This window comes from Geodermatophilus sp. FMUSA9-8, from assembly GCF_037034165.1.
GTDB classification, from domain to species: domain Bacteria; phylum Actinomycetota; class Actinomycetes; order Mycobacteriales; family Geodermatophilaceae; genus Geodermatophilus; species Geodermatophilus nigrescens.
In genome coordinates this window covers 302,107-321,811 of the sequence record NZ_JBAGKE010000004.1, presented here as the reverse complement: position 1 = coordinate 321,811, position 19,705 = coordinate 302,107, and the positions used below count along the sequence as shown (strand labels likewise).

General features: G+C 77.3%; 18 protein-coding genes and 1 riboswitch. Of the genes, 12 read left to right on the top strand and 6 right to left on the bottom strand.

All coding sequences use genetic code 11. The features are described from left to right. Nucleotides 1–21 precede the first annotated feature (21 nt). Complete coding sequence (locus tag WA616_RS11290; protein ID WP_336029814.1) at nt 22–1,887, bottom strand: DEDD exonuclease domain-containing protein; 1,866 nt, start codon at nt 1,885–1,887, stop codon at nt 22–24. 246 nt (nt 1,888–2,133) lie between these two features. On the opposite strand from WA616_RS11290, the gene WA616_RS11285 reads away from it, so the two are divergent. The 5 genes from WA616_RS11285 (at nt 2,134) to WA616_RS11265 (ending at nt 8,439) form a co-directional block, all read left to right on the top strand. Beyond that, nucleotides 2,134–3,861, top strand: a complete 1,728-nt coding sequence (locus WA616_RS11285; RefSeq protein WP_336029812.1) for an NlpC/P60 family protein — start codon at nt 2,134–2,136, stop codon at nt 3,859–3,861. Between the two features lie 111 nt (nt 3,862–3,972). Continuing rightward, nucleotides 3,973–4,281 (top strand): hypothetical protein, encoded by a 309-nt coding sequence (locus WA616_RS11280; RefSeq protein WP_336029810.1) that lies wholly within the window; start codon nt 3,973–3,975, stop codon nt 4,279–4,281. A gap of 159 nt (nt 4,282–4,440) precedes the next feature. Further along, nucleotides 4,441–4,618: riboswitch (cyclic di-AMP (ydaO/yuaA leader) on the top strand. A 16-nt stretch (nt 4,619–4,634) separates the two neighbouring features. Then, entirely contained in the window at nt 4,635–5,825 is a 1,191-nt protein-coding gene (locus WA616_RS11275) for a C40 family peptidase (RefSeq protein WP_336029808.1), read from the top strand. Nucleotides 5,826–6,007: 182 nt separating this feature from the next. Further along, nucleotides 6,008–7,324, top strand: coding sequence for a M48 family metallopeptidase (locus WA616_RS11270; RefSeq protein ID WP_336029807.1), 1,317 nt, complete (start codon nt 6,008–6,010; stop codon nt 7,322–7,324). Beyond that, the gene (locus WA616_RS11265; RefSeq protein ID WP_336029805.1) at nt 7,321–8,439 is read left to right on the top strand and encodes a glycosyltransferase family 4 protein; all 1,119 of its coding nucleotides are present in this window, start codon (nt 7,321–7,323) and stop codon (nt 8,437–8,439) included. Before WA616_RS11270 ends, WA616_RS11265 begins: the two co-directional genes overlap by 4 nt. 100 nt (nt 8,440–8,539) lie before the next feature. Here the strand turns inward: WA616_RS11265 and WA616_RS11260 are convergent, their stop codons facing one another. Beyond that, entirely contained in the window at nt 8,540–10,333 is a 1,794-nt protein-coding gene (locus WA616_RS11260) for an AMP-dependent synthetase/ligase (protein WP_336029803.1), read from the bottom strand. 154 nt (nt 10,334–10,487) lie between these two features. Between WA616_RS11260 and WA616_RS11255 the strand changes: the two genes are divergently transcribed. Genes WA616_RS11255 through WA616_RS11240 form a run of 4 tightly spaced genes read left to right on the top strand, consistent with a single transcriptional unit; the run spans nt 10,488 to nt 13,465 of the window. Next, the gene (locus tag WA616_RS11255) at nt 10,488–10,919 is read left to right on the top strand and encodes an SRPBCC family protein (RefSeq protein ID WP_336029801.1); all 432 of its coding nucleotides are present in this window, start codon (nt 10,488–10,490) and stop codon (nt 10,917–10,919) included. Between the two features lie 7 nt (nt 10,920–10,926). After that, complete coding sequence (locus tag WA616_RS11250) at nt 10,927–12,096, top strand: ArsA family ATPase (protein WP_336029800.1); 1,170 nt, start codon at nt 10,927–10,929, stop codon at nt 12,094–12,096. Next, a complete protein-coding gene (locus WA616_RS11245; RefSeq protein ID WP_336029797.1) occupies nt 12,093–12,479 on the top strand; it encodes a hypothetical protein in 387 nt (128 codons plus the stop codon). The genes WA616_RS11250 and WA616_RS11245 overlap by 4 nt, the downstream gene beginning before the upstream one ends. Beyond that, nucleotides 12,479–13,465, top strand: coding sequence for an ROK family glucokinase (locus WA616_RS11240; protein WP_336029795.1), 987 nt, complete (start codon nt 12,479–12,481; stop codon nt 13,463–13,465). Before WA616_RS11245 ends, WA616_RS11240 begins: the two co-directional genes overlap by 1 nt. Nucleotides 13,466–13,469: 4 nt before the next feature. On the opposite strand, the gene WA616_RS11235 is transcribed toward WA616_RS11240, so the two are convergent. Then, a complete protein-coding gene (locus WA616_RS11235) occupies nt 13,470–14,213 on the bottom strand; it encodes a hypothetical protein (protein WP_336029793.1) in 744 nt (247 codons plus the stop codon). 150 nt (nt 14,214–14,363) lie between these two features. Between WA616_RS11235 and WA616_RS11230 the strand changes: the two genes are divergently transcribed. Beyond that, complete coding sequence (locus WA616_RS11230; RefSeq protein ID WP_336029791.1) at nt 14,364–15,110, top strand: lysophospholipid acyltransferase family protein; 747 nt, start codon at nt 14,364–14,366, stop codon at nt 15,108–15,110. Here the strand turns inward: WA616_RS11230 and WA616_RS11225 are convergent. The 3 genes from WA616_RS11225 to WA616_RS11215 are packed head-to-tail and all read right to left on the bottom strand — an operon-like array spanning nt 15,107 to nt 18,157. Next, the gene (locus WA616_RS11225; protein WP_336029789.1) at nt 15,107–15,703 is read right to left on the bottom strand and encodes a TetR/AcrR family transcriptional regulator; all 597 of its coding nucleotides are present in this window, start codon (nt 15,701–15,703) and stop codon (nt 15,107–15,109) included. The two genes, WA616_RS11230 and WA616_RS11225, sit on opposite strands and share 4 nt — an antisense overlap. 7 nt (nt 15,704–15,710) lie before the next feature. Continuing rightward, a complete protein-coding gene (locus WA616_RS11220) occupies nt 15,711–16,652 on the bottom strand; it encodes an alpha/beta fold hydrolase (protein WP_336029787.1) in 942 nt (313 codons plus the stop codon). Then, nucleotides 16,649–18,157, bottom strand: a complete 1,509-nt coding sequence (locus tag WA616_RS11215; RefSeq protein WP_336029785.1) for a flavin-containing monooxygenase — start codon at nt 18,155–18,157, stop codon at nt 16,649–16,651. Before WA616_RS11215 ends, WA616_RS11220 begins: the two co-directional genes overlap by 4 nt. A gap of 103 nt (nt 18,158–18,260) precedes the next feature. On the opposite strand from WA616_RS11215, the gene WA616_RS11210 reads away from it, so the two are divergent. Both WA616_RS11210 and WA616_RS11205 read left to right on the top strand, forming a co-directional pair. Beyond that, nucleotides 18,261–19,166: a short-chain dehydrogenase/reductase gene (locus WA616_RS11210; RefSeq protein ID WP_336029782.1), complete on the top strand. Its 906-nt coding sequence runs from the start codon at nt 18,261–18,263 to the stop codon at nt 19,164–19,166. 30 nt (nt 19,167–19,196) lie between these two features. Then, on the top strand, nt 19,197–19,685 hold the full coding sequence (locus tag WA616_RS11205; protein WP_073422376.1) for a polyadenylate-specific 3'-exoribonuclease AS: 489 nt from the start codon (nt 19,197–19,199) through the stop codon (nt 19,683–19,685). Nucleotides 19,686–19,705: the final 20 nt, after the last annotated feature.

Here is a 19,705-nt window from a genome sequence, read left to right as displayed (position 1 = left end):
GGGGCGCCGCCCCGCGGGCGCTCAGGCGACGACGACGCGGTCGGGCCGGGACCGGGTGCCGAGCTGGCGGCCGTCGGCGAACGGGTCGCGCAGCGCCCGCCCGGCCTCGACGCGGGCCAGGAAGCCGCTGAAGCCGCCCGTGCCCGGTGCCGCGCACGCCAGTGTGCCGTCGACCTCGACCAGGCGGGTGCCCGGCTTCTCCATCCAGCGCAGCACCAGCTCGGTCTCGTCGACGGAGGCGGCCAGCTCGCCGTCCGGGCCCGGCACGGTCTCCGCGGTGGCCCGCAGCAGCGCCAGCGCGTCGCGCACCGACGTCGCCCGCGGTGCGCCGCCGGCCGCGACCAGCCGGCCGCGGCGCACCACCGTCAGGTGCCAGCCGCCGGCGCCGTCGGAACGGGCCAGCACGAACTCCGGGACGGCGGCCAGCGTCTCCAGCCGCTGCCGGCGGCGGACGGCGCGCACCAGCACGGCGACCCGGTCGCGCAGCACGGCGGCGTCCTCGTAGCGCTCCTCGTCGGCCAGCCGGTCGACCCGCTCGAGCAGCGGCCCGACGAGCGCCCCCGGGTCACCGGCGACGGCGGCGCGCAGCACCTCGGCGACGAGGGCGTACTCCGCGACCGACTGCGCGCCCGTGCACGGCCCGCCGCAGCGGCCCATCCCGAACAGCGCGCAGGCGCTGGTGGTCACCCGGGGCGAGAGCCGGGAGGTGCACTGCCGCAGCGGCAGCGCCTCGTGAACGGCGGCCATGGCCATGTCGGCGGCGCGCCGGTCGGCGAACGGGCCGAGGAAGACCCCGGCGCCCGGCCGCGTCCGGCGGACGGCCGACAGCCGGGGGAAGGGCTCCTCGGTGAGCCGCAGCCACAGCGCCCGCTCGGGGAAGCGGGACCGGCGGTTGTAGCGCGGCTTGTGCTCGGCGATCAGCCGCAGCTCGCGGACGGCGGCCTCCAGGTCGTGCGCGCACGGGACGGCGTCGACGCGGGTGGCGAGGGCGACCATCTCGGTCATCCGGCTGCGTTGCTCGCTGGAGTTGAAGTAGCTGCGCACGCGGGTGCGCAGGTCGTTGCTCGTGCCGACGTAGAGCGGCTCGTCGCGCGGGCCGCGGAAGACGTAGACGCCGGGGCCGTGCGGGACGGTCTCGGCGAGGTGGCGCTTGCGGCGGCGCGCCGGGTCGACCTGCCGGGTCAGCCCGGTCAGCTCCTCCAGCGACGTCACCCCGAGCGGGCCGAGTCGTTCGAACAGGCCGTGGAGGACGTCGACGGTCGCGCGGGCGTCGTCGAGCGCCCGGTGGCACGGCGAGGTGGTGGCGGAGAAGAACGGCGCGAGGGTGACCAGCTTGCAGTTGGGCACCTCGTCGCGGCTGAGCAGCCGGCGCGCCAGGACGGCGGTGTCGACCGAGGCGGCCGCGGGCCAGGCGGTGCCGGTCTGCTCGCAGGCGGCCCTGAGGAAACCGAGGTCGAAGGGGGCGTTGTGCGCGACGAGGACGGCGCCGCGGGCGAACTCGAGGAAGGCCGGCAGGACCGCGTCGATGCGCGGCGCGGTGGCCACCATCGCCGTCGTGATCCCGGTGAGCACGCTGATGTAGGGCGGCACCTCGCAGCCCGGGTCGACCAGCGTCTGGAACTCCCCGAGCACCTGCCCGCCGCGCACCTTCACCGCGCCGATCTCGGTGATCGCGCAGTCCTTCGGGGACCCGCCGGTGGTCTCGAGGTCGACCACCACGAAGGTGACGCCGGCCAGCGGCGTCCCGAGCTCGTCGATCGTCGCCTGCACGTAGGGCAGCGGCTCGTGCGGGACCGGCCGGGTGCGGGGGAGCGGGCGGTCGCCGTGGGCGGGTGCCTGCTCGTGTCGCGGCGGCCGGGAACCGGCCCCGCTGGCGGGGAAGAGCACGGCGGGACGGTAGGCCGGGGGTCGGACAGTCCCGGGGAGGCGGCCCCGGTGGTGCTGCCGGAGGCGGTCCCCGAGGCGGTCCCGGAGCGGCTCCCGGGAGGGGGTCCTGACGGGCTCCCCGACGCGGCGCCCGGCGTGTCCTCGCCCGGGCGGGGGAGGCGCGCCCGCACCGGTTGCGGCACGGACGCGGCCCGGACGACGATCGCCCGGCGGGCCAGGGGGGTCCGGTCCAGTGAGGGTGGTCCGATGCGTGCGCGGTCCCGGCGCGGCGCGACGTCGCTCGGCGTCGCCGCCCTCGCCGCGGTCCTGGCGGTCGCGCTCGCCGGCCCCGCCGCCGCGGCGCCCAGCGACCAGCCCGGCGGCACCAGCGGCACCCTCGACAGCGCGGCACTGGACCGGCTGCAGCAGCGCGCCGCCGAGGTGCAGGCCGACCTGCGGCAGCGGCAGGCCGAGGTGACCGCGGCGCAGCAGGCGCTGGCCGCCGCGCAGGCCGACGCCGACACCGCCCGTGCCGACGTCACCGCCGCGGAGGGCGAGCTGGCGCGGTACCAGGCCGTCGTCGCCCGCTACGCCTCGGCGGCCTACCGGGACGGCGGTGCGCTGACGCCGCTGTCGGTCCTGCTCAGCGGTGCCGACCCGGGCGACGTCGTCGCCGCCCTCGGCTACCTCGAGGCCGTCGACGACCACACCGCCGCCACCGTGACCGCCGCCGAGCAGCAGCGCCGGGCGGCGGTGACCGACCGGACGGCGGCCGAGGCCGCGCTGGCCGAGGCGCAGCAGCGGGCCGACCGGCTGTCCGGCCAGGTGGCCGAGCTGCAGGCGAGCGCGGAGGCGGTCACCGACGAGCTCGACGTGGCCCTCGGCGACGTCGACCGGCAGCTGTCGGACCTGCAGCGCCAGCAGGCCGACGTCAACCGCCAGACGGCCGCCAACTGGCGTGCGTACCTCGACCAGCTCGCGGCGGCCGGGGTCGCGGCCCCGCCGGCGTCGGTGCTGCTCGACCCCGCGGCCGGGCTGCCCGGCGGGCTGCTGCCGGTCGGCGCCGCGGCCGGCGGCGCCCAGCGCGGGGCGGCGCAGTCCCCCCGGGAGCCCACGTCGCTGCTGGTGCTCCCGGCCGAGACGCTGGCCGCCGTCACCGCCGCGATGGACGCCCTCGGCCGGCCGTACGCGCCCGGGACGGCGGGGCCCGACTCCTGGGACTGCGGGTCGCTGGTGTCGACGGTCTACCGCGACGCCGGGATCGACCTGCCCGGCGACCAGGCGGGGCTGTTCGCGGTGACGACCCCGGTCGACCTCGCCGACGTGCTGCCGGGCGACCTGGTGTTCCTCGGCACGCCGGAGTCGGGACTCGGGCACGTGGGCATCGCCCTCGACGGGCAGACGATGCTGGCCGCCGACGGGCGGGCCGGCGCGGTCGTCGTCCGCCGGCTGCCGGCCGACCAGGTGCTGCACGTCGGCCGGCCGAGCCTCGGCCGGCGCGCGGAGGTGGCCCCGCCGGGCCCGACCGGCGGCGCGCTGCGCGTGGAGTGCGGCAACACGGTCTACCCGCCGAGCTCCGTCGAGGGGCGCTCGTGGGGCGGTTACCCCAACGGCCTGATCCCGCCCAGCGCGCTGTGCCCGATCGGCGTCGGGTCGCACGCGCTGCGCTGCGACGCCGCGGCGGCCTGGCGGGCGATGAGCGCCGCCTACGCGACGGCGTTCGGCGGGCCGGTCTGCATCACCGACTCCTACCGCACCTACGCCTCGCAGGTGCGGCTCTACGGGGAGAAGCCGGCGCTCGCGGCGGTGCCCGGCACCAGCAACCACGGCTGGGGCCTGGCCGTGGACCTGTGCGGTGGCATCGACACCTTCGGCACCCCGCAGTACGCGTGGATGGTCGCCAACGCCGGCCGCTTCGGCTGGCTGCACCCCACGTGGGCCGACCCGGGCAACGGCCGCGAGGAGCCCTGGCACTGGGAGTACGCGGGCAGCTGAGCCGGGACTGTCGGTGGCCGTCCCTAGCGTGCCGGCCAACCGACAGGGAGACCCGTCCCGTCCGCCGCCCGGTCTCCCGGGCGCGCGGCGGGGCACCGGAGGGACACCGCCATGCTCATCGACTGCGACTCGTGCACCGTGCGCGGCACCGGCTGCGCCGACTGCGTCGTCACCGTGCTGCTCGGCGCGCCGCCGGCGGAGCTGGGCACCGAGCCCGTGCTGCTGCCGGTGCCGCCGGTCCCGGCCGCCACCGCCCGCGCCACGGACGACGCCGCCGCGCCCCTCGCGGGCGTGGTGGTCGACCTCGACGACGTGGAGCGCCGCGCCGTGCGCGCCCTGGCCGACGGCGGCCTGGTGCCTCCGCTGCGTCACCGGCCGGCGGGGGAGGCCCGTCCGGGTGGGCGCCGCCGCACCGGCTGAGACGCAGGTGACGGCCCGGGCAGGCGCGCACCGGAGTGGCGCGACTGCTCACCGTGTGTGTTCTCACAGTTCCCGGGGTCCGCGTTTGTCACATCTGCATCACGTCCGTACTGTGGCCGCGTCCGGCCGGGTGGTCGTCACCCACTGCGAGGTGACCTCGGCCGGTCACCGCCGAGTCACCGGACGCCGCCCCCGGGTGTGCGCCAGGTGAGCCGGGGACCCACCGCAGCACTGGGGTGAGTTCTCACGGGCACCGGTCCGCCGGGGTCCAGAGATAGGGCACGTCTTCCCAGCCCGAACCCGTCAGCTAACTCGGTAGGCGGTAGCTGAGGAAGAACGGAGAGCCGCCGCCCGTGGCGACCCCCCGCCCCTCCCTGGGGCATGCCCGTGAACAGTCCGCGTCCCGCAGCACCGCCCGTGTCGCGGGGGCGCACCGCCCCTCCCGCCGCCGTCTCCTCGGCCGCGTCGCGCTGGTCGGCACCACCGCCGCGCTGACCGTGACGCTCCTGCCCGGCACCGCCGTGGCCGACCCGGAGCGGGCCACCACGCCGGAGCAGGCCGCCGAGCTCGCCGCCGACGCCGGCCGCCGCCTGGAGGCCGTCTCCGAGCAGGTGAACGAGGCCCGCGAGACCGTCCTGCAGCAGCAGGCCGCCGCCGCGGCCGCCGACCAGGCGCTCGCCGACGCGCAGGCCCAGCTGCAGGCCCTCGACGGGCAGATCCGCGAGGTCGCCCGCACCGCGTGGACCGGCGGCAACGACACCTTCGCCGGCCTCGAGCTGCTGATGACCAGCGACTCCGCCGACGACTTCGTCAACTCGCTGGCCACCCTCGACCAGATCGCCGGGCACACCACCGACGTGCTCGCCGAGGTCGGTGAGGCTGCCGCGGCCGCCCAGCAGGCGCAGTCCGACGCCGACGCCGCCGAGGCCGACGCGCAGCGCACCCTCGACGACCTCAGCGCCCAGGAGGCGCGGCTCGAGGAGGACATCGCCGACTACCAGGCGCAGTTCGCCGCGCTGACCGCCGCCCAGCAGGCGGCCGCCCTGGCCGCCCAGCAGGCCGGCGAGGCCGAGGAGGCCGCGGCCCCCGCGGCGGCCGGCGGCAGCACCGGCGAGAGCGCCCCGGTCGCGCAGGCCGCCGGTCAGGCCGCGGCGGCCCAGCCCGCCCCGGTGGCGGCGGCCGGTGGCGGCAGCGGCGCCGCGCAGGCCGCCGTGCAGACCGCGCTGGCGCAGGTCGGCGACCCCTACGTGTGGGGCGCCGGCGGGCCGAACGCCTTCGACTGCTCGGGCCTGACCCAGTACGCCTACGCGGCGGCCGGGATCAGCCTCCCGCACTCGAGCCGCATGCAGTCGCAGATGGGCACCGCGGTCACGCGGTCGCAGCTGCAGCCGGGCGACCTGATCTTCTACTACAGCCCGGTCAGCCACGTCTCGATGTACATCGGCAACGGCCAGATGGTGCACGCCTCCACCTCCGGTGTGCCGGTGAAGGTCGTGTCCGTGGACTCGATGGGCGGCATCACCGCGATGCGCCGCATCGCCTGACGAAGGACCCCTTCCTCCCCACGCCTCGCGAGCTCGGCGCGGGACCCGGGAGGGGGCCGTTCCAGCACCTCACCGGTGAGGGCCGGGGACCCAGCACGGGTCCCCGGCCCTCGCCGCGTCCGGGGCACGGGCCGTCCGTCCCGGCGCCCGCCTAGGATCGGCCGGGTGGGCTGGGCGGCGGCGTGAGCAGGGCCCGCCAGGAGGACCGCACCGGCCCCGCGCCGGCCCGCACCTGGACCGCCCGCCGCGCCGCCCTCGTCGTCGCCGCGGTGCTCGGGGCGGCGTTCGTCGTCGTGGTGGCCGTCCGGACGCCGTGGACCGTGCTGCCTCCCCCGCCCGGCGGGGCCGCACCGGTCAGCGACGACGCCGGGCTGCCCGCCGAGGTGGTGCGCCGCGCCGAGGCACTGGCCGGCGACCTGCGTCCCGCCTCGCTGGCCAACCTCCTGCTCGGCCTGGCCGTCTCCGCCCTGTTCGGCCTGACCCGCCTCGGCAGCCGGCTGGTCGGCGCGCTCGGCCGGGCCGACGGCCGCCGGTGGCCGCTGACCGTCCTGGCCGCCACGGTGGTCCTGCTGCTCGCCGGGCGGCTGGCCACGCTGCCGATCAGCGCGTACGGCGAGGTGGTCCGGCACCGCTACGGCCTGTCCACCCGGTCGTGGGGGCTGTGGCTGCGCGACGTGGCCGTGAACACCGCCATCGACGCCGGCCTCACCGCGCTCGGGCTGCTCGCCCTCGTGGCCCTGGCCCGGCGGGCGCCGCGCACCTGGTGGGCGTGGGCGTCGGCGGGCGCCGCCGCGCTCGTGGTCACCGGCTCCTTCCTCTACCCGGTGGTGATCGAGCCGGCGTTCAACAGCTTCGCGTCGCTCCCGGCCGGGCAGCTGCGCACCCACGTCCTGGAGCTCGCCGAGGAGAGCGGCACGCCGGTCGAGGACGTCCTCGTGGCCGACGCCTCCCGCCGGACGACGTCGCTCAACGCGTACGTGTCCGGGTTCGGCTCCACGCGCCGCGTCGTCCTCTACGACACGCTGCTCGCCGACGTGCCCGACGACGAGATCGAGTCGATCGTGGCCCACGAGCTCGGACACGTGGCCACCGACGACGTCCTCACCGGCACGCTGATGGGCGCCCTCGGCGCGGCGGGAGCGGTGGCGCTGCTCGGCTGGCTGCTGTCGTGGCCGCCCCTGCTCCGGCGGGCGGGCGCGGGGTCGGCCGGCGACCCGCGGGTCGTGCCGCTGGTGCTGCTGCTCAGCGCCGTCGGCACGCTGGCGGCCACCCCGGTGCAGAACCTCGTCTCGCGGCACGTGGAGGCCCGCGCCGACCTGCACGCCCTCGACCTCACCGGCGACGCCGCGGCGTTCGTGGCGATGCAGCAGCGGCTGGGGGAGACCAACCTCTCCGACCCCAGCCCGCCCGCGGCCTGGCAGTGGTTCTTCGGCTCGCACCCGACGACGGCCCAGCGGGTGGCGATGGCGGAGGACTGGCTCGGACCGGGCGGCCGGTGAGCCGCACGCTCGTCGTCACCAACGACTTCCCGCCGCGGCAGGGCGGCATCCAGACCTTCGTCGCCGCGCTGCTCGAGCGCCGCCCGCCGGGGTCGCTGGTGGTGCTCGCCTCGCGCTCGCCCGGCTGGGAGGCGTACGACGCGCAGCTGCCCTACCCGGTCGTCCGGCAGCGGACGTCGATGCTCCTCCCCACCCCGGCCACCGCCCGGGCCGCGGCGGCGCTCGTCCGCGAGCACGGCTGCGACACCGTCCTGTTCGGGGCGGCCGCCCCGCTCGGGCTGCTCGCCCCGGGCCTGCGCGCCGCCGGGGCGCGGCGCCTGGTGGGCGTCACGCACGGGCACGAGACCGGCTGGGTCGCCCTGCCCGTCGCCCGGCAGCTGGTGCAGCGGATCGCCGGGGGCCTCGACGTCGTCACCTACATCAGTGGGTACACCCGCGGCCGCCTGGCTCCGGCGCTCGAGGGGCGGACGCGGCTCGCGCAGCTGTCGCCCGGTGTCGACGTCGACCGGTTCACCCCGGCCGCCGACGGGACGGCGGTCCGCCGCCGGTACGGGCTGGGGGACGCGCCGGTGGTCGTGTGCGTCTCCCGCCTGGTGCCGCGCAAGGGCCAGGACGTGCTGGTGGCCGCCTGGCCGCGGGTGCTCGCCCGTCACCCCGGCGCCCGGCTGCTGCTGGTCGGCGGCGGTCCCGACGAGGCCCGGCTGCGGCGCGCGGCCCGCGGGCTCGGGGACGCGGTGGTGCTGACCGGCGCGGTGCCGCCCGCGCAGCTGCCCGAGCACTACGCCGCGGGCGACGTGTTCGCCATGCCCTGCCGCACCCGCCGCGGCGGCCTCGACGTCGAGGGCCTGGGGATGGTGTACCTGGAGGCCGCCGCGTGCGGCCTGCCGGTGGTGGCCGGCACGTCCGGCGGGGCGCCGGAGGCGGTGCTCGACGGCGAGTCGGGCACCGTGGTGCGCGCCCCGCGGTCCCCGGAGGCGGTGGCCGCCGCGGTGACCGCGCTGCTCGACGACCCGGCGCGGGCCCGGGCGATGGGCGCCGCCGGGCGCGCGTGGGTGGAGCGGCGCTGGTCGTGGACGACGATCGCCGCCGACCTCGCCGCCCTGCTCGAGCCCTGACCGGCACCGCTCCGGAACGGCACGGGCCCCGAAGAGCCCGGGGCCTGGAACGGCGCGAGCCCCCTCCCGCGGTGCGGGAGGGGGCTCGCGGCGGGCGGGGTCAGCGGCTGTAGAGCGCCTCGACCTCGGCGTCGAACTCCTTGACCACCACGGAGCGCTTCAGCTTGAGGCTCGGGGTGAGCATCCCGTTCTCCTCGGTGAAGTCGGTGGCCAGCACCCGGTACCTCTTGATCGCCTCCGCCTGGGAGACGGCCCGGTTGGCGTCGGCGACGGCGGCGTCGAGCTCGGCCTTGACGTCGGGGTCGTCGGCCAGCGCCGCGACCGGGGTGTCGGCGGGCTTGCCCTTCGACTCCAGCCACAGCGGCAGCGCCTCGGCGTCGAGGGTGACCAGCGCGGCGATGAACGGCCGCTGGTCGCCGACGACGATGCACTGGCTGACCAGACGGTGCGCGCGCAGCCGGTCCTCGAGGACGGCGGGGGCGACGTTCTTGCCGCCCGCGGTCACCAGGATCTCCTTCTTGCGCCCGGTGATCTTCGTGAACCCGTCGGCGTCGATCTCGCCGATGTCGCCGGTGTGGAACCAGCCCTCGGCGTCCATGGCCTCGGCGGTGGCCTGCTCGTTCTTCCAGTAGCCGCGCATGACGACGCCGCCGCGGATGAGGATCTCGCCGTCCTCCGCGATCCGGAACGAGACGCCGGGCAGCGGCCGGCCGACCGTGCCGATGCGCAGCGCCTTCTCGTGGTTGACCGACGCGGCGGCGGTGGTCTCGGTGAGGCCGTAGCCCTCGAAGACGGTGACGCCGATGCCGCGGAAGAAGTGGCCCAGCCGCTCGCCGAGCGGGGCGCCGCCGGAGATGGCGCCCAGGCACCGGCCGCCGAGCGCGGCGCGCAGCTTGCCGTAGACCAGCCGGTCGAACAGCGCGTGCTGCAGCCGCAGGCCGAGGCCCGCGCCGCCGGTGTCCTGCGCCCGCGACCAGGCGATGGCGACGGCGGCGGCGCGGTCGAAGATCTTCCCCTTGCCGTCGGCCTCCGCCTTGGCCTTCGCGGAGTTGAAGACCTTCTCGAACACGCGCGGCACCGCGAGGACGAACGACGGCTTGAAGGCGCCGAGGTCCTCGAGCAGGTTCTTCACGTCCGGCGTGTGGCCGGTGATCGTGCGGGTCTTCACCGCGCCGACCTGCAGGACGCGGGCCAGCACGTGCGCGAGGGGGATGAACAGCAGCAGCGACTCGTCCTCGCCGAGGAACCGGTCCAGCAGCGTGATGCCGTTGTCGATCTCGAACAGGAAGTTGCCGTGGGTGAGCTCGCAGCCCTTCGGCCGGCCCGTGGTGCCCGAGGTGTAGATGAGCGTGGCCAGGCTGTCCGCGTTCAGCGTGGCGCGGCGGGCGGCCAGCTCGCTGTCGGGCACGTCGGCGCCGGCGGCGGTGAGGGTGGCGACGGCGTCGTCGTCGATGACGTACAGCGGCCCGAGGTCGGGCGCCTGGTCCCGCACGGAGTCGACGGCCGAGGCGTGCTCGGCGCGCTCGACGACGGCGGCGACGGCGCCGGAGTCGGCGAGGATCCAGGCCACCTGGTCGGGGCTGGAGGTCTCGTAGACCGGCACCGTGACCGCGCCCGCCGTCCAGATGGCGAAGTCGAACAGCGGCCACTCGTAGCGGGTCTTGGCCTGCAGGGCGACCCGGTCGCCGGGCTGCACGCCGGCGGCGATCAGGCCCTTGGCCACGCCGGTCACCTGCTCGCCGAACTGGCGCCAGGTGACGTCCTCCCACCGCCCGCCGCGCTGGATGCGGAGGCCGACCTCGTCGCCGTGCTTCTCGACGTTCTCGGTCAGCATGTCGGTCAGGGCCGCGTCCGGGCCCACCTCGCTCGTCGCGGGGACGCTGTACTCGCGCACGCTCGGTCCTCTCTCCCCGCTCGGCCGGGGCGCCGGTGCCCGCGGTCCCGCGGCGGGACACGTCCCGACGAATCTACCGGCTGCGCCTACCGGTGAGTAGCCGCAGCCGGGCGGCCCGGCCCGCGGGCGGGAGCGGAGCGGCTAGCCTCAGGCCATGGCCGAGCAGTCGACCCAGTCGATCGTCGTCGCCGCCCCGGCGGCCGACGTGATGGCGGTGATCGCCGACTTCCCGGCCTATCCGCAGTGGGTGAAGGCGGCCCGCACCGTCGAGGTGCAGGAGACGGGGCCCGACGGCCGCGCCCGCCGGGTGCGCTTCGTCATCGACGCCACCGTCCTCACCGACGAGTACGTCCTCGACTACACCTGGGACGGCGACCGGCAGGTCTCCTGGACCCTCGTGCAGAGCAAGATCATGAAGCGGCAGGACGGCTCCTACACGCTCCGCGAGACCGGCGGCGGCACCGAGGTCACCTACCGGCTCACCGTCGACATGGCGGTGCCGATGATCGGGATGCTCAAGCGCCGCGCCGAGAAGGTCATCCTCGACACCGCGCTCAAGGAGCTCAAGAAGCGCGTCGAGGGCTGAGCCGCCCGTGCGCACCCTGCTGTTCACCGGTCCCGGCGGGGCCGGCACGACCACCGTCGCGGCGGCCGCCGCGGTCCGCGCCGCGGGCGCCGGGCGGCGGGTGGCGCTCGTGACCGCGCAGGAGCCGCCGGCCGGCGTCGCGGACTCGGGCGTCGAGGTCGTCCGCGCCGATCCGCGCGCGGGGCTCGAGCGGCTGTGGGAGCGGTGGGGCGCCGAGCTGACGGCCGCCGTCCCCGACCTGGCGCTGCCGCCCGCCACGTCGGTGGTCCCGCTGCCCGGGGCGCGGGAGGTGACGCTGCTGGCTGCGCTCGCGCGCGCCGGCGACGCCGACCTGGTCGTCCTCGACGCCGGCCCGCTGGAGACGGCGGCCGGGCTCGTCGCGCTGCCCGGGGCGCTGCGCTGGTGGCTGGAGCAGGCGCTGCCCACGCGGCTGCGGATGCTGGGGGCGGTCCGCACCGCCGCCGTCCGCGCGGGCACGGTCCGCCGCGGCGCGGTCGACGTCGCGCTCGCCGCCGTCCCGGAGCTGGAGTCCTGGCTGGGCGCCCAGGCCCTCACCGACCCGTCGGCCACCGCCGTCCGGCTGGTCGCCGTGCCCAGGCCGGGCGCGGCCGCCGCCCTGCGCCACGCCACCACGGCGCTGGCCGTGCACGGCCAGACCCCGACCGGGGTGCTCGCCCGGGTGCTGCCCGACGCGGCCGCCGGCGGCTGGTGGGCCGCGCGCCGCGCGGAGCAGGAGGAGTCGCTGGCCGCGCTGGCCGAGGTGGCGGAGGTCGTGCAGGTGCCGGAGTCCGCGGCCGCGCCGCGGGGCGCCGCCGCGCTGGCCGCGCTGCTGCCCGACCTGCCCGGGCCCGCCGGGGAGCCGGCCCCGGCGCCCGCGCCCGAGCGGGTCGACGGCGGCTGGCGGCTGGTGCTGCCGCTGCCCTTCGCCGAGCGGGCCGACGTCGGCCTGACCCGCTGGGAGGACGACCTCGTGCTCACCGCCGCGGGCACCCGCCGGTCGCTGCGGCTGGACGCGCTGCTGCGGCGGTGCGTGGTCACCTCGGGCAGCCTGGCCGACGCCGGCACCGCCCGCGCGCGGCTGCAGGTCGGGTTCGCGGCGGACCCGCAGCAGTGGCCGGCCGACCTGCTGGCCGCCCAGCAGCCGGAGCCGGGCCGGGACGAGGGGGGAACGCGGTGAGCGAGGCGACCGACTGGGTCGAGCAGGCCCGCCGGCTGGTCGCGGGCCTGGGCCTGCAGGGACTCGACCTCCAGGGGCTGGGTCTCCAGGGGCCGGGCCTGCAGGGACCCGGCCTCCAGGGCCGGCCGGACGGGGACGGGCACGTGCCCGGCGGGGACTGCCGCTGGTGCCCGGTGTGCCAGGTCGCCGCCGTCGTGCGCCGCCCGGAGGTGAGCGAGGCGCTGGCCGACGCGCTCACCAGCGCCGCGACCGCCCTGCGCGCGATGGCCGCCGCGGCCGCCGCTGCCGAGGAGGAGCGGCGGGCCGCGCCGGAGCAGCCCGAGCAGCCCGCGCCCGCACCACCCCCGCCGGCGCCGCCGGTGCAGCACATCGAGATCGCCTAGTGGACGCGGCCGCGCTGCCGGCGCTGGGCGTCGACGTCGGCGGCACCAAGGTCGCCGGCGGCGTCGTCGCCCCCGACGGCACGGTCCTGGCCACCGCCCGCCGGTCCACGCCCACCGCGACGGTGGGTGAGACCGAGACGGCGATCGCCGCGGTGGTCGAGGAGCTCGCCGCCGCGCACGGGGGAGAGCTCGCCGCGGTCGGCGTCGGCGCGGCCGGGTGGTTCGACCGCACCGGCGACGTCGTGCTGTTCAGCCCGCACCTCGCCTGGCGGCACAGTTCGCTGCGCCGTGACCTGGCCGCCCGGCTGCGGCGGCCGCTGTGGGTGGGCAACGACGCCGACGCCGCCGCCTGGGCCGAGTACCGCTTCGGCGCCGCCCGGGGCGCCGACCTCGCGCTGTGCGTCACGCTCGGCACCGGCATCGGCGGCGGGATCGTCGCCGGCGGCCGGCTGCAGCGCGGCGCGCACGGCGTCGCGGGGGAGTGGGGCCACATGCGCGTGGTACCCGACGGCCGGCTGTGCCCGTGCGGCAACCGCGGCTGCTGGGAGCAGTACGCCAGCGGGAGCGCACTGGCCACCACCGCCCGCGAGGTGGCCACCCGCTCACCGGCGGCGGCCGCCCGGCTGCTCGACCGCGTCGACGGCGACCCCACGCGGCTCACCGGCGAGGACGTCGCGCGCGCCGCGGCCGACGGCGACCCGGTGGCGCTGGCGCTGGTCACCGACGTCGGCGAGTGGCTCGGCCAGGGCATCGCCGACCTCGCCGCGGTGCTCGACCCCGACGTCGTCGTCATCGGCGGCGGGGTCAGCGTGCTCGGCGAGATGGTGCTGCGGCCGGCCCGCGAGCGGCTGGACCGGGTGCTGCCCGGCCGCGGGTTCCGGCCCGGGCCGGAGGTCGTCGCCGCCACGCTGGGCGCGCAGGCCGGCCTGGTGGGTGCCGCCGACCTCGCGCGGGCCACCGTCTGCGCGCAGGAGACCGGCGGCTGACCCGTCAGACGACGGCGCCGTCGTCGCCGTCGTCGGTGGAGCGCTCGCGCATCCGGGACAGGAACAGCCCGGCGCTGCCGACCAGCGCCGCGACCCCCAGCACCAGGCCGGTGTCGGTGGTCAGGCCCAGCACCCGCGGGGCGCCGACCAGCACGACGCCGGCCGCGGCCAGCAGCACGGCGTAGAGCGTCGACGGCGAGGGCACGGGCACCGGCGGGGCGGGCGGCGGCTCGTAGTGCTCCTCGTCCGCGTCGTCGTCGGCGTCCCCGGCGGTGTCCCGGACGGTGTCCCGGGCGGTGTGCCGCGTCGTGTCCTCGGCCGGGGCGGGGGCCGGCGGAGGGGCGGGCCGCGACTCCTCGACGACGGTCCGCCCGTGCTCGGCCTCGTAGGCGGCCACGATGCGCCGCCACTCGGCGTCCTCGTCGAGGTCGGGGCGGGTGGAGCGGCGCTCGGCGGCGGGGCCCGCGGCCGGGACGTGGTCGTCGGCGTGCCGCTCGACCAGCGAGCGGCCCTCGCGCAGCCGCGCCCGGTCGACGAAGAGCCGGTCGGCCGGCGGGCTCGGGAGGAACACGGTGCGGGTGTAGGGGCCGACGTCGGCGGCGGGCTCGAGGTAGGCCGCGATCCCGGCCTCGCGCAGCACGTCGAGGAGGTGCTCGCCGACCCGCGGGTCGACGTCGCGCAGCGGGGCCCACAGGGGCGCGTCGAGACCGTTGTCCCGGCGGCCGCGGCCGCGTCGCGGGGTCGTCACGACGGCGACCCCTGCGCGGGCGGGGACGGCGCTGCAGCCACGGGGTCCTCCTCGGCGGACGGCGGTCGGGCCGGTGCGGACGCGCGCGACCGGGGGGTCGATTGTCGCCGGGACGCCCGGCTCCCTAGTCTGGCAGTTCCACAGGGAGGCGTGTTGTTCTACTGGTTCCTCAAGTTCGTCGCGATCGGCCCCGCCGTGAGGCTGGTCTTCCGGCCGCGGGCCGAGGGGCGGGAGCACGTCCCCGCCGACGGCGCGGCGATCCTCGCGAGCAACCACCTGTCGGCCGCCGACTGGATCTTCATGCCGCTGTCGCTGCGGCGGCGGGTCACCTTCCTGGCCAAGGCCGAGTACTTCACCGGCCGCGGCGTGAAGGGGCGCCTGCAGCGGGCGTTCTTCTCCGGCGCGGGCCAGGTGCCGATCGACCGGTCGAGCGCCACCGCCGCCGAGGGCGCGATCCGCACCGGCATCGGCATCCTCGAGCAGGGCAAGCTGCTCGGCATCTACCCCGAGGGCACCCGCTCGCCCGACGGCCGGCTCTACCGCGGCAAGACCGGCGTCGCCCGCATGACGCTGGAGACCGGCGCCCCCGTCGTCCCGGTGGCCATGACCTACACGCCGCGGCGGATGCCGTTCGGGTCGCGGCTGCCGCGGGTCTGCGTGCGCTTCGGCGAGCCGCTCGACTTCTCCCGCTACGAGGGCCTGGCCGGTGACCGCTTCGTCGAGCGGTCGATCACCGACGAGATCATGTACGAGGTCATGACGCTGTCGGGCCAGGAGTACGTCGACGTCTACGGCGCCTCGGTGAAGAAGGCGCAGGCCGCCGGCGGGCGGCCCGGCGTGCTGCCGCCCCCGGCCGGCGAGGCCGGCGACCGCGCGCCCGACACCCTCGCCGGCTAGCGGTCCAGCAGGCGTCCCAGGACGTCGGTGAGCAGCGCGAGCAGGTCCTCGCGGCTGGTCGCGGGCTCGCGCACCCACTGGTGCACCAGGTCCTCGGTGAAGGCGAACCAGGAGCGCACCAGCTGCCGGCGCAGCGGGTCCTCGGGGCCGCCGAGCGCGTCCATGCCGAGCGCCCCCATGCCGAGGTCGACCAGCGCCTCGCGCGTCTCCTCGTAGACCTCGGCCACCCACGGGTCGCCACCGGTCGCGCCGCGGACGAACGCCAGGTGGGTCTCGCGGTAGGTCTCCACCCAGCCGACGTAGCGGTCGAGCATCCACGCGGGACGCTCCGCCGCCGGGACGCCGTCCGGCGGGGTGAGGTGGGTGCGCAGCAGGTCGGCCGCCGCCCGGGTCACCGCCCGGTAGTAGTCCCGCTTGGACGGGAAGTAGTGGAACAGCAGGCTGCGGCTGATGCCCGCCCGCCGGGCCACCTCGTCGATGGTCAGCTCCTGCACCGGCGTGGTGGGCAGCAGCTGCAGGCCGATGCCGACCAGCTGCTCCCGCCGGTCGGCGGCCGACCGGCGGGAGCGCGGGGGAGGGACAGGGGCGGTCACGGCCGGCTCAGGCGGCGGCCCGGGCGGCCGCGGCCTCGGTGAGCAGCCGGGCGATCGAGGCGGCGACCAGGGAGGGCCGCTCGTCGGGGAGCATGTGTCCGGTGCGCGGCACCACCTGCAGCCGCGCGTCGGGCAGCGCCTGCGCCAGCTGCCGGCTGTGCCGCACCGGGGTCAGCCTGTCGCCGTCGCCGACGAGCACCTCCACCGGCACCCGGGTGAGCGCGGCGAGCTCGGTGCGCACGTCGTGGGCGCCCAGCGCCGGCAGGAACGCCGTGAACGCCCGCACCGTGGTGGCGTGCATGATCTCGGCGCCCGCCCGCACCATGGCGTCGGTCGCGTCGTCGCCGTAGAGCAGGTCGCGCACGACCGCCCGGTGCCGCGGGTGCTCCGGCGGCACGAGGCGGCGCAGCCGCTCGACCACGCGCGCGCCGGCCACTGCCAGCGTGAGCGCGCCGGGGGTGAGCCGCTGCCGGACCCGCTCGGCGCGGGTGCGCGGGGCGGGCTGCAGGTCACCGGCCGACGTCGAGACGAGCGCGACGCCGCGGACGCGGTCGCCGAACAGCTCGGGACGGGCGGCGGCCAGGCACATGATCGTCATGCCGCCCATCGAGTGGCCGCCGAGCACGACCGGCCCGGTGGGGACGAGCGCGTCGAGGACGGTGCCGAGGTCGGCGCCGAGCCGGTCGATGGAGACGTCGGCGGTGCCCCAGCTCGAGCGGCCGTGGCCGCGCTGGTCGTAGCGCACCAGCCGCAGCCGGCCGTCGGCGACCTGGCCGCCCAGCAGCGCGGCGACGTCGTCCCAGGCGGCCTGCGACAGGGTCCAGCCGTGCGCGAGGACGAGGGTGACGGGGGCGTCGTCGCGGCCGTCGACGGTGGCGTGCAGCAGGGCGCCGTCGTCGGTGGCGACGGCGGCCGTGCGGCGCAGGCGGAGGGGCGGTGGCGTGCTCACGCGGCGGCCTCCGGGGTGCCGACGTAGTTCTCCCGGTCCAGCCGCCGGGTCAGCCTGCGGAACCGGAAGGTGAAGTCCGGCCAGAGCGTGGTGTTGTGGCCGTGCCGGTCGAGGTACCAGCTGGCGCAGCCGCCGGCGAGCCACACCGTGCCGCGGGAGCGGCGGGCGACGAGCTCGCGGTAGGCCTCCTGCGCCTCCGGCGTCGTCTCCAGGACCGCCAGGCCCTCGGCGGCCATGGTCCGCAGCGCGTCGTCGACGTAGGCCACCTGCGACTCGATCATGTAGACCATCGACGTGTGGCCGACGCCGACGTTCGGCCCGACCAGCAGGAACAGGTTGGGGAAGCCGGCCACGGTGCTGCCGCGGTTGGTGACCATGCCCTCGGACCACACGTCGGCGAGGGTGCGGCCGTCGCGGCCGGTGATCCGCCGCGCGATCGGCAGGTCGGTGACGGCGAACCCGGTGGCCAGCACGATCGTGTCGGTGGGCCGCTCGACGCCGTCGACGGTCACCACCGAGTGCGGGCGGACCTCGGCGATGCCCGCGGTGACCAGCTCCGCGTTGGGCGCCGAGACCGCCGGGTAGTAGTCGTTGCTGATCAGGATGCGCTTGCAGCCGATCGTGTAGTCCGGCGTCAGCGCCCGCCGCAGCCGCGGGTCGCGCACCTGCCGCTGCAGGTGGGCCCGCGCCACCCGGCCCACGGGCCGCAGGAACCGGCGGTCCTTCGCCAGGCCGACGACGAGGAACTCGCGCACGAGGTAGAGGACCGCGCGCACCAGCCGCTGCAGGCCGGGCACCCAGCGGTAGAGCCGCTGCACCCGCGGGGACACCGGGTGGTCGGTGCGCGGCACGATCCACGGCGCCGTCCGCTGGTAGACGGCGAGGCTGCCCACCCGCGGCCGGATCGCCGGGACGATCTGGACGGCCGAGGCGCCGGTGCCGACGACGGCGACGCGCTCGCCGGTGAGGTCGTGGCCCTCGTCCCAGCGCGCGGAGTGCATGACGGTGCCGGCGAAGGACGCGAGCCCCGGGATGTCGGGGTACACCGGGTCGGCCAGCGCGCCGGCGGCCGAGACGAGCGCCCGGGCGCGGAACCGGCCGGCCGTCGTCTCGATCTCCCAGCGCCGCGCGGCGTCGTCCCAGCGGGCGGCGGTGACCTCGGCGCCGAAGACGCAGTGCCGCCGGACGTCGAAGCGGTCGGCGGTGGCCTGCAGGTAGGCCTGGATCTCCGGCTGCTCGGAGTAGGAGCGCGGCCAGTCCGGGTTGGGCGCGAAGGAGAAGGAGTACAGGTTGGACTGCACGTCGCAGGCGGCCCCCGGGTAGGCGTTGTCGCGCCACGTGCCGCCGACGTCGCGCGCCCGCTCGAGCAGCACCAGGTCGGTCTCGCCGCGCCGCCGGAGGGCGATGGCCATCCCGAGGCCGGCGAACCCCGACCCGATGATCGCGACGCCCACCTCGCGGGTGCGCTCCGCGCCCGGGGCGGGCCTGTCCAGCGTGCTCGTCACCAGGGAGCTCCTTCGGTCGACCGGCTTGCTGAGCAACGGTCAGCAGGCTACAACGGCTCTTGAGCAGTGCTCAACGAGGAGCGCGCCGACCGAGGGAGTCGCCATGGCGCCGTGGTCCCGCAGGAGCCGCACCCCGCTCTCCGGGAAGGTCGTGCTGGTCACCGGCGCGGCCCGGGGGATCGGCGCGGAGCCGGCCCGGCGGGCCGCGCGCCGCGGCGCCCGCGTGGCGCTGGCCGGCCTGGAGCCCGAGCTGCTCGCGCAGGTGGCGGCCGAGCTCGGTCCCGAGCACCTGTGGGTGGAGTGCGACGTCACCGACGCCGAGGCGCTGCGCACCGCCGTCGCGCGGACCGTGGACACCTTCGGCGGCCTCGACGTCGTCGTCGCCAACGCCGGCATCGCGCCGCTGACCACGGTGATGACCGGCTCGGCGCACGCGCTGTCGCGGACGATCGAGGTCAACCTGACCGGGGCGGTGCTCACCGCGCACGCCGCGCTGCCGGCCATCGCGGAGCGGCGCGGGCACGTGCTGCTGGTGAGCTCCGCGGCGGCCTTCACCGTGCTGCCGGGGATGAGCGCCTACTGCGCGGCCAAGGCGGGCCTGGAGCGCTTCGGTGACGCGCTGCGGCTGGAGGTGGCGCACCGCGGCGTGACCGTGGCCAGCGCGCACCCGACGTGGATCGACACCGACATGGTGCGCGACACCGAGGAGGCGCTGCCCACCTTCGCCGAGACCCGGCGGTCGCTGCCGGGGCCCCTGGGCGCCTACACGTCGGTGGAGGACTGCGCCGAGGCGCTGGTGGAGAACCTGGAGACCCGCGGGCGGCGGGTGTTCGTGCCCCGCTCGGTCGGCGTCGTCTCGGCGCTGCGCCAGGCGGTCACCGGCGCCGTGGCGGAGAGGTTCGTGCTGAGGCTGTCGGCCGCCCGGGTGCCGCAGCTCGAGCGCGACATCGCGGCGCTGCAGGGCCGCGAGTTCGGCCGCTCCTCCCTGGGCGGGCGCCGGGCGGGCTGACGCCGGGTGGGCCCGCCTACGGTGGGCGGCGTGCGGCGGTACTTCTACGACACCGAGTTCATCGAGGACGGGACGACGATCGACCTCGTCTCCATCGGCGTCGTCGACGAGACCGGGCGCGAGTTCTACGCGGTGAGCACCGAGTTCGACGAGCGCCGCGCCATCCCGTGGGTGCGCCGCAACGTGCTCGACCAGCTGCCGCCGCCGTCGGACCGCGCCTGGCGCGACCGCCGGCGCATCCGCGACGACCTGCTCGCCTTCCTCACCGGACCGGGGGAGGAGGTGGAGCTGTGGGCGTGGTTCGCCGCCTACGACCACGTGGCGCTCGCCCAGCTGTGGGGCCCGATGACGGCGCTGCCGCGCGCGGTCCCGCGGTTCACCCGCGAGCTGCGGCAGCGCTGGGACGACGCCGGGCAGCCCGCGCTCCCGCCGAAGCCGGCCGGCACGCACGACGCGCTCGTCGACGCCCGCTACAACCTCGCCCGCTGGAACGCGATCGAGGCCGCCCGGGCCCGCTGAGCGGCGGGCCGGACGGCCTC

Excerpts from the sequence above, each read along its gene's own strand:
- WA616_RS11255 (WP_336029801.1), top strand. The coding sequence starts at position 10,488 with ATGGCCGAGCAGTCGACCCAGTCGATCGTCGTCGCCGCCCCGGCGGCC.
- WA616_RS11285 (WP_336029812.1), top strand. The coding sequence starts at position 2,134 with ATGCGTGCGCGGTCCCGGCGCGGCGCGACGTCGCTCGGCGTCGCCGCC.
- WA616_RS11210 (WP_336029782.1), top strand. The coding sequence starts at position 18,261 with ATGGCGCCGTGGTCCCGCAGGAGCCGCACCCCGCTCTCCGGGAAGGTC.
- WA616_RS11280 (WP_336029810.1), top strand. The coding sequence starts at position 3,973 with ATGCTCATCGACTGCGACTCGTGCACCGTGCGCGGCACCGGCTGCGCC.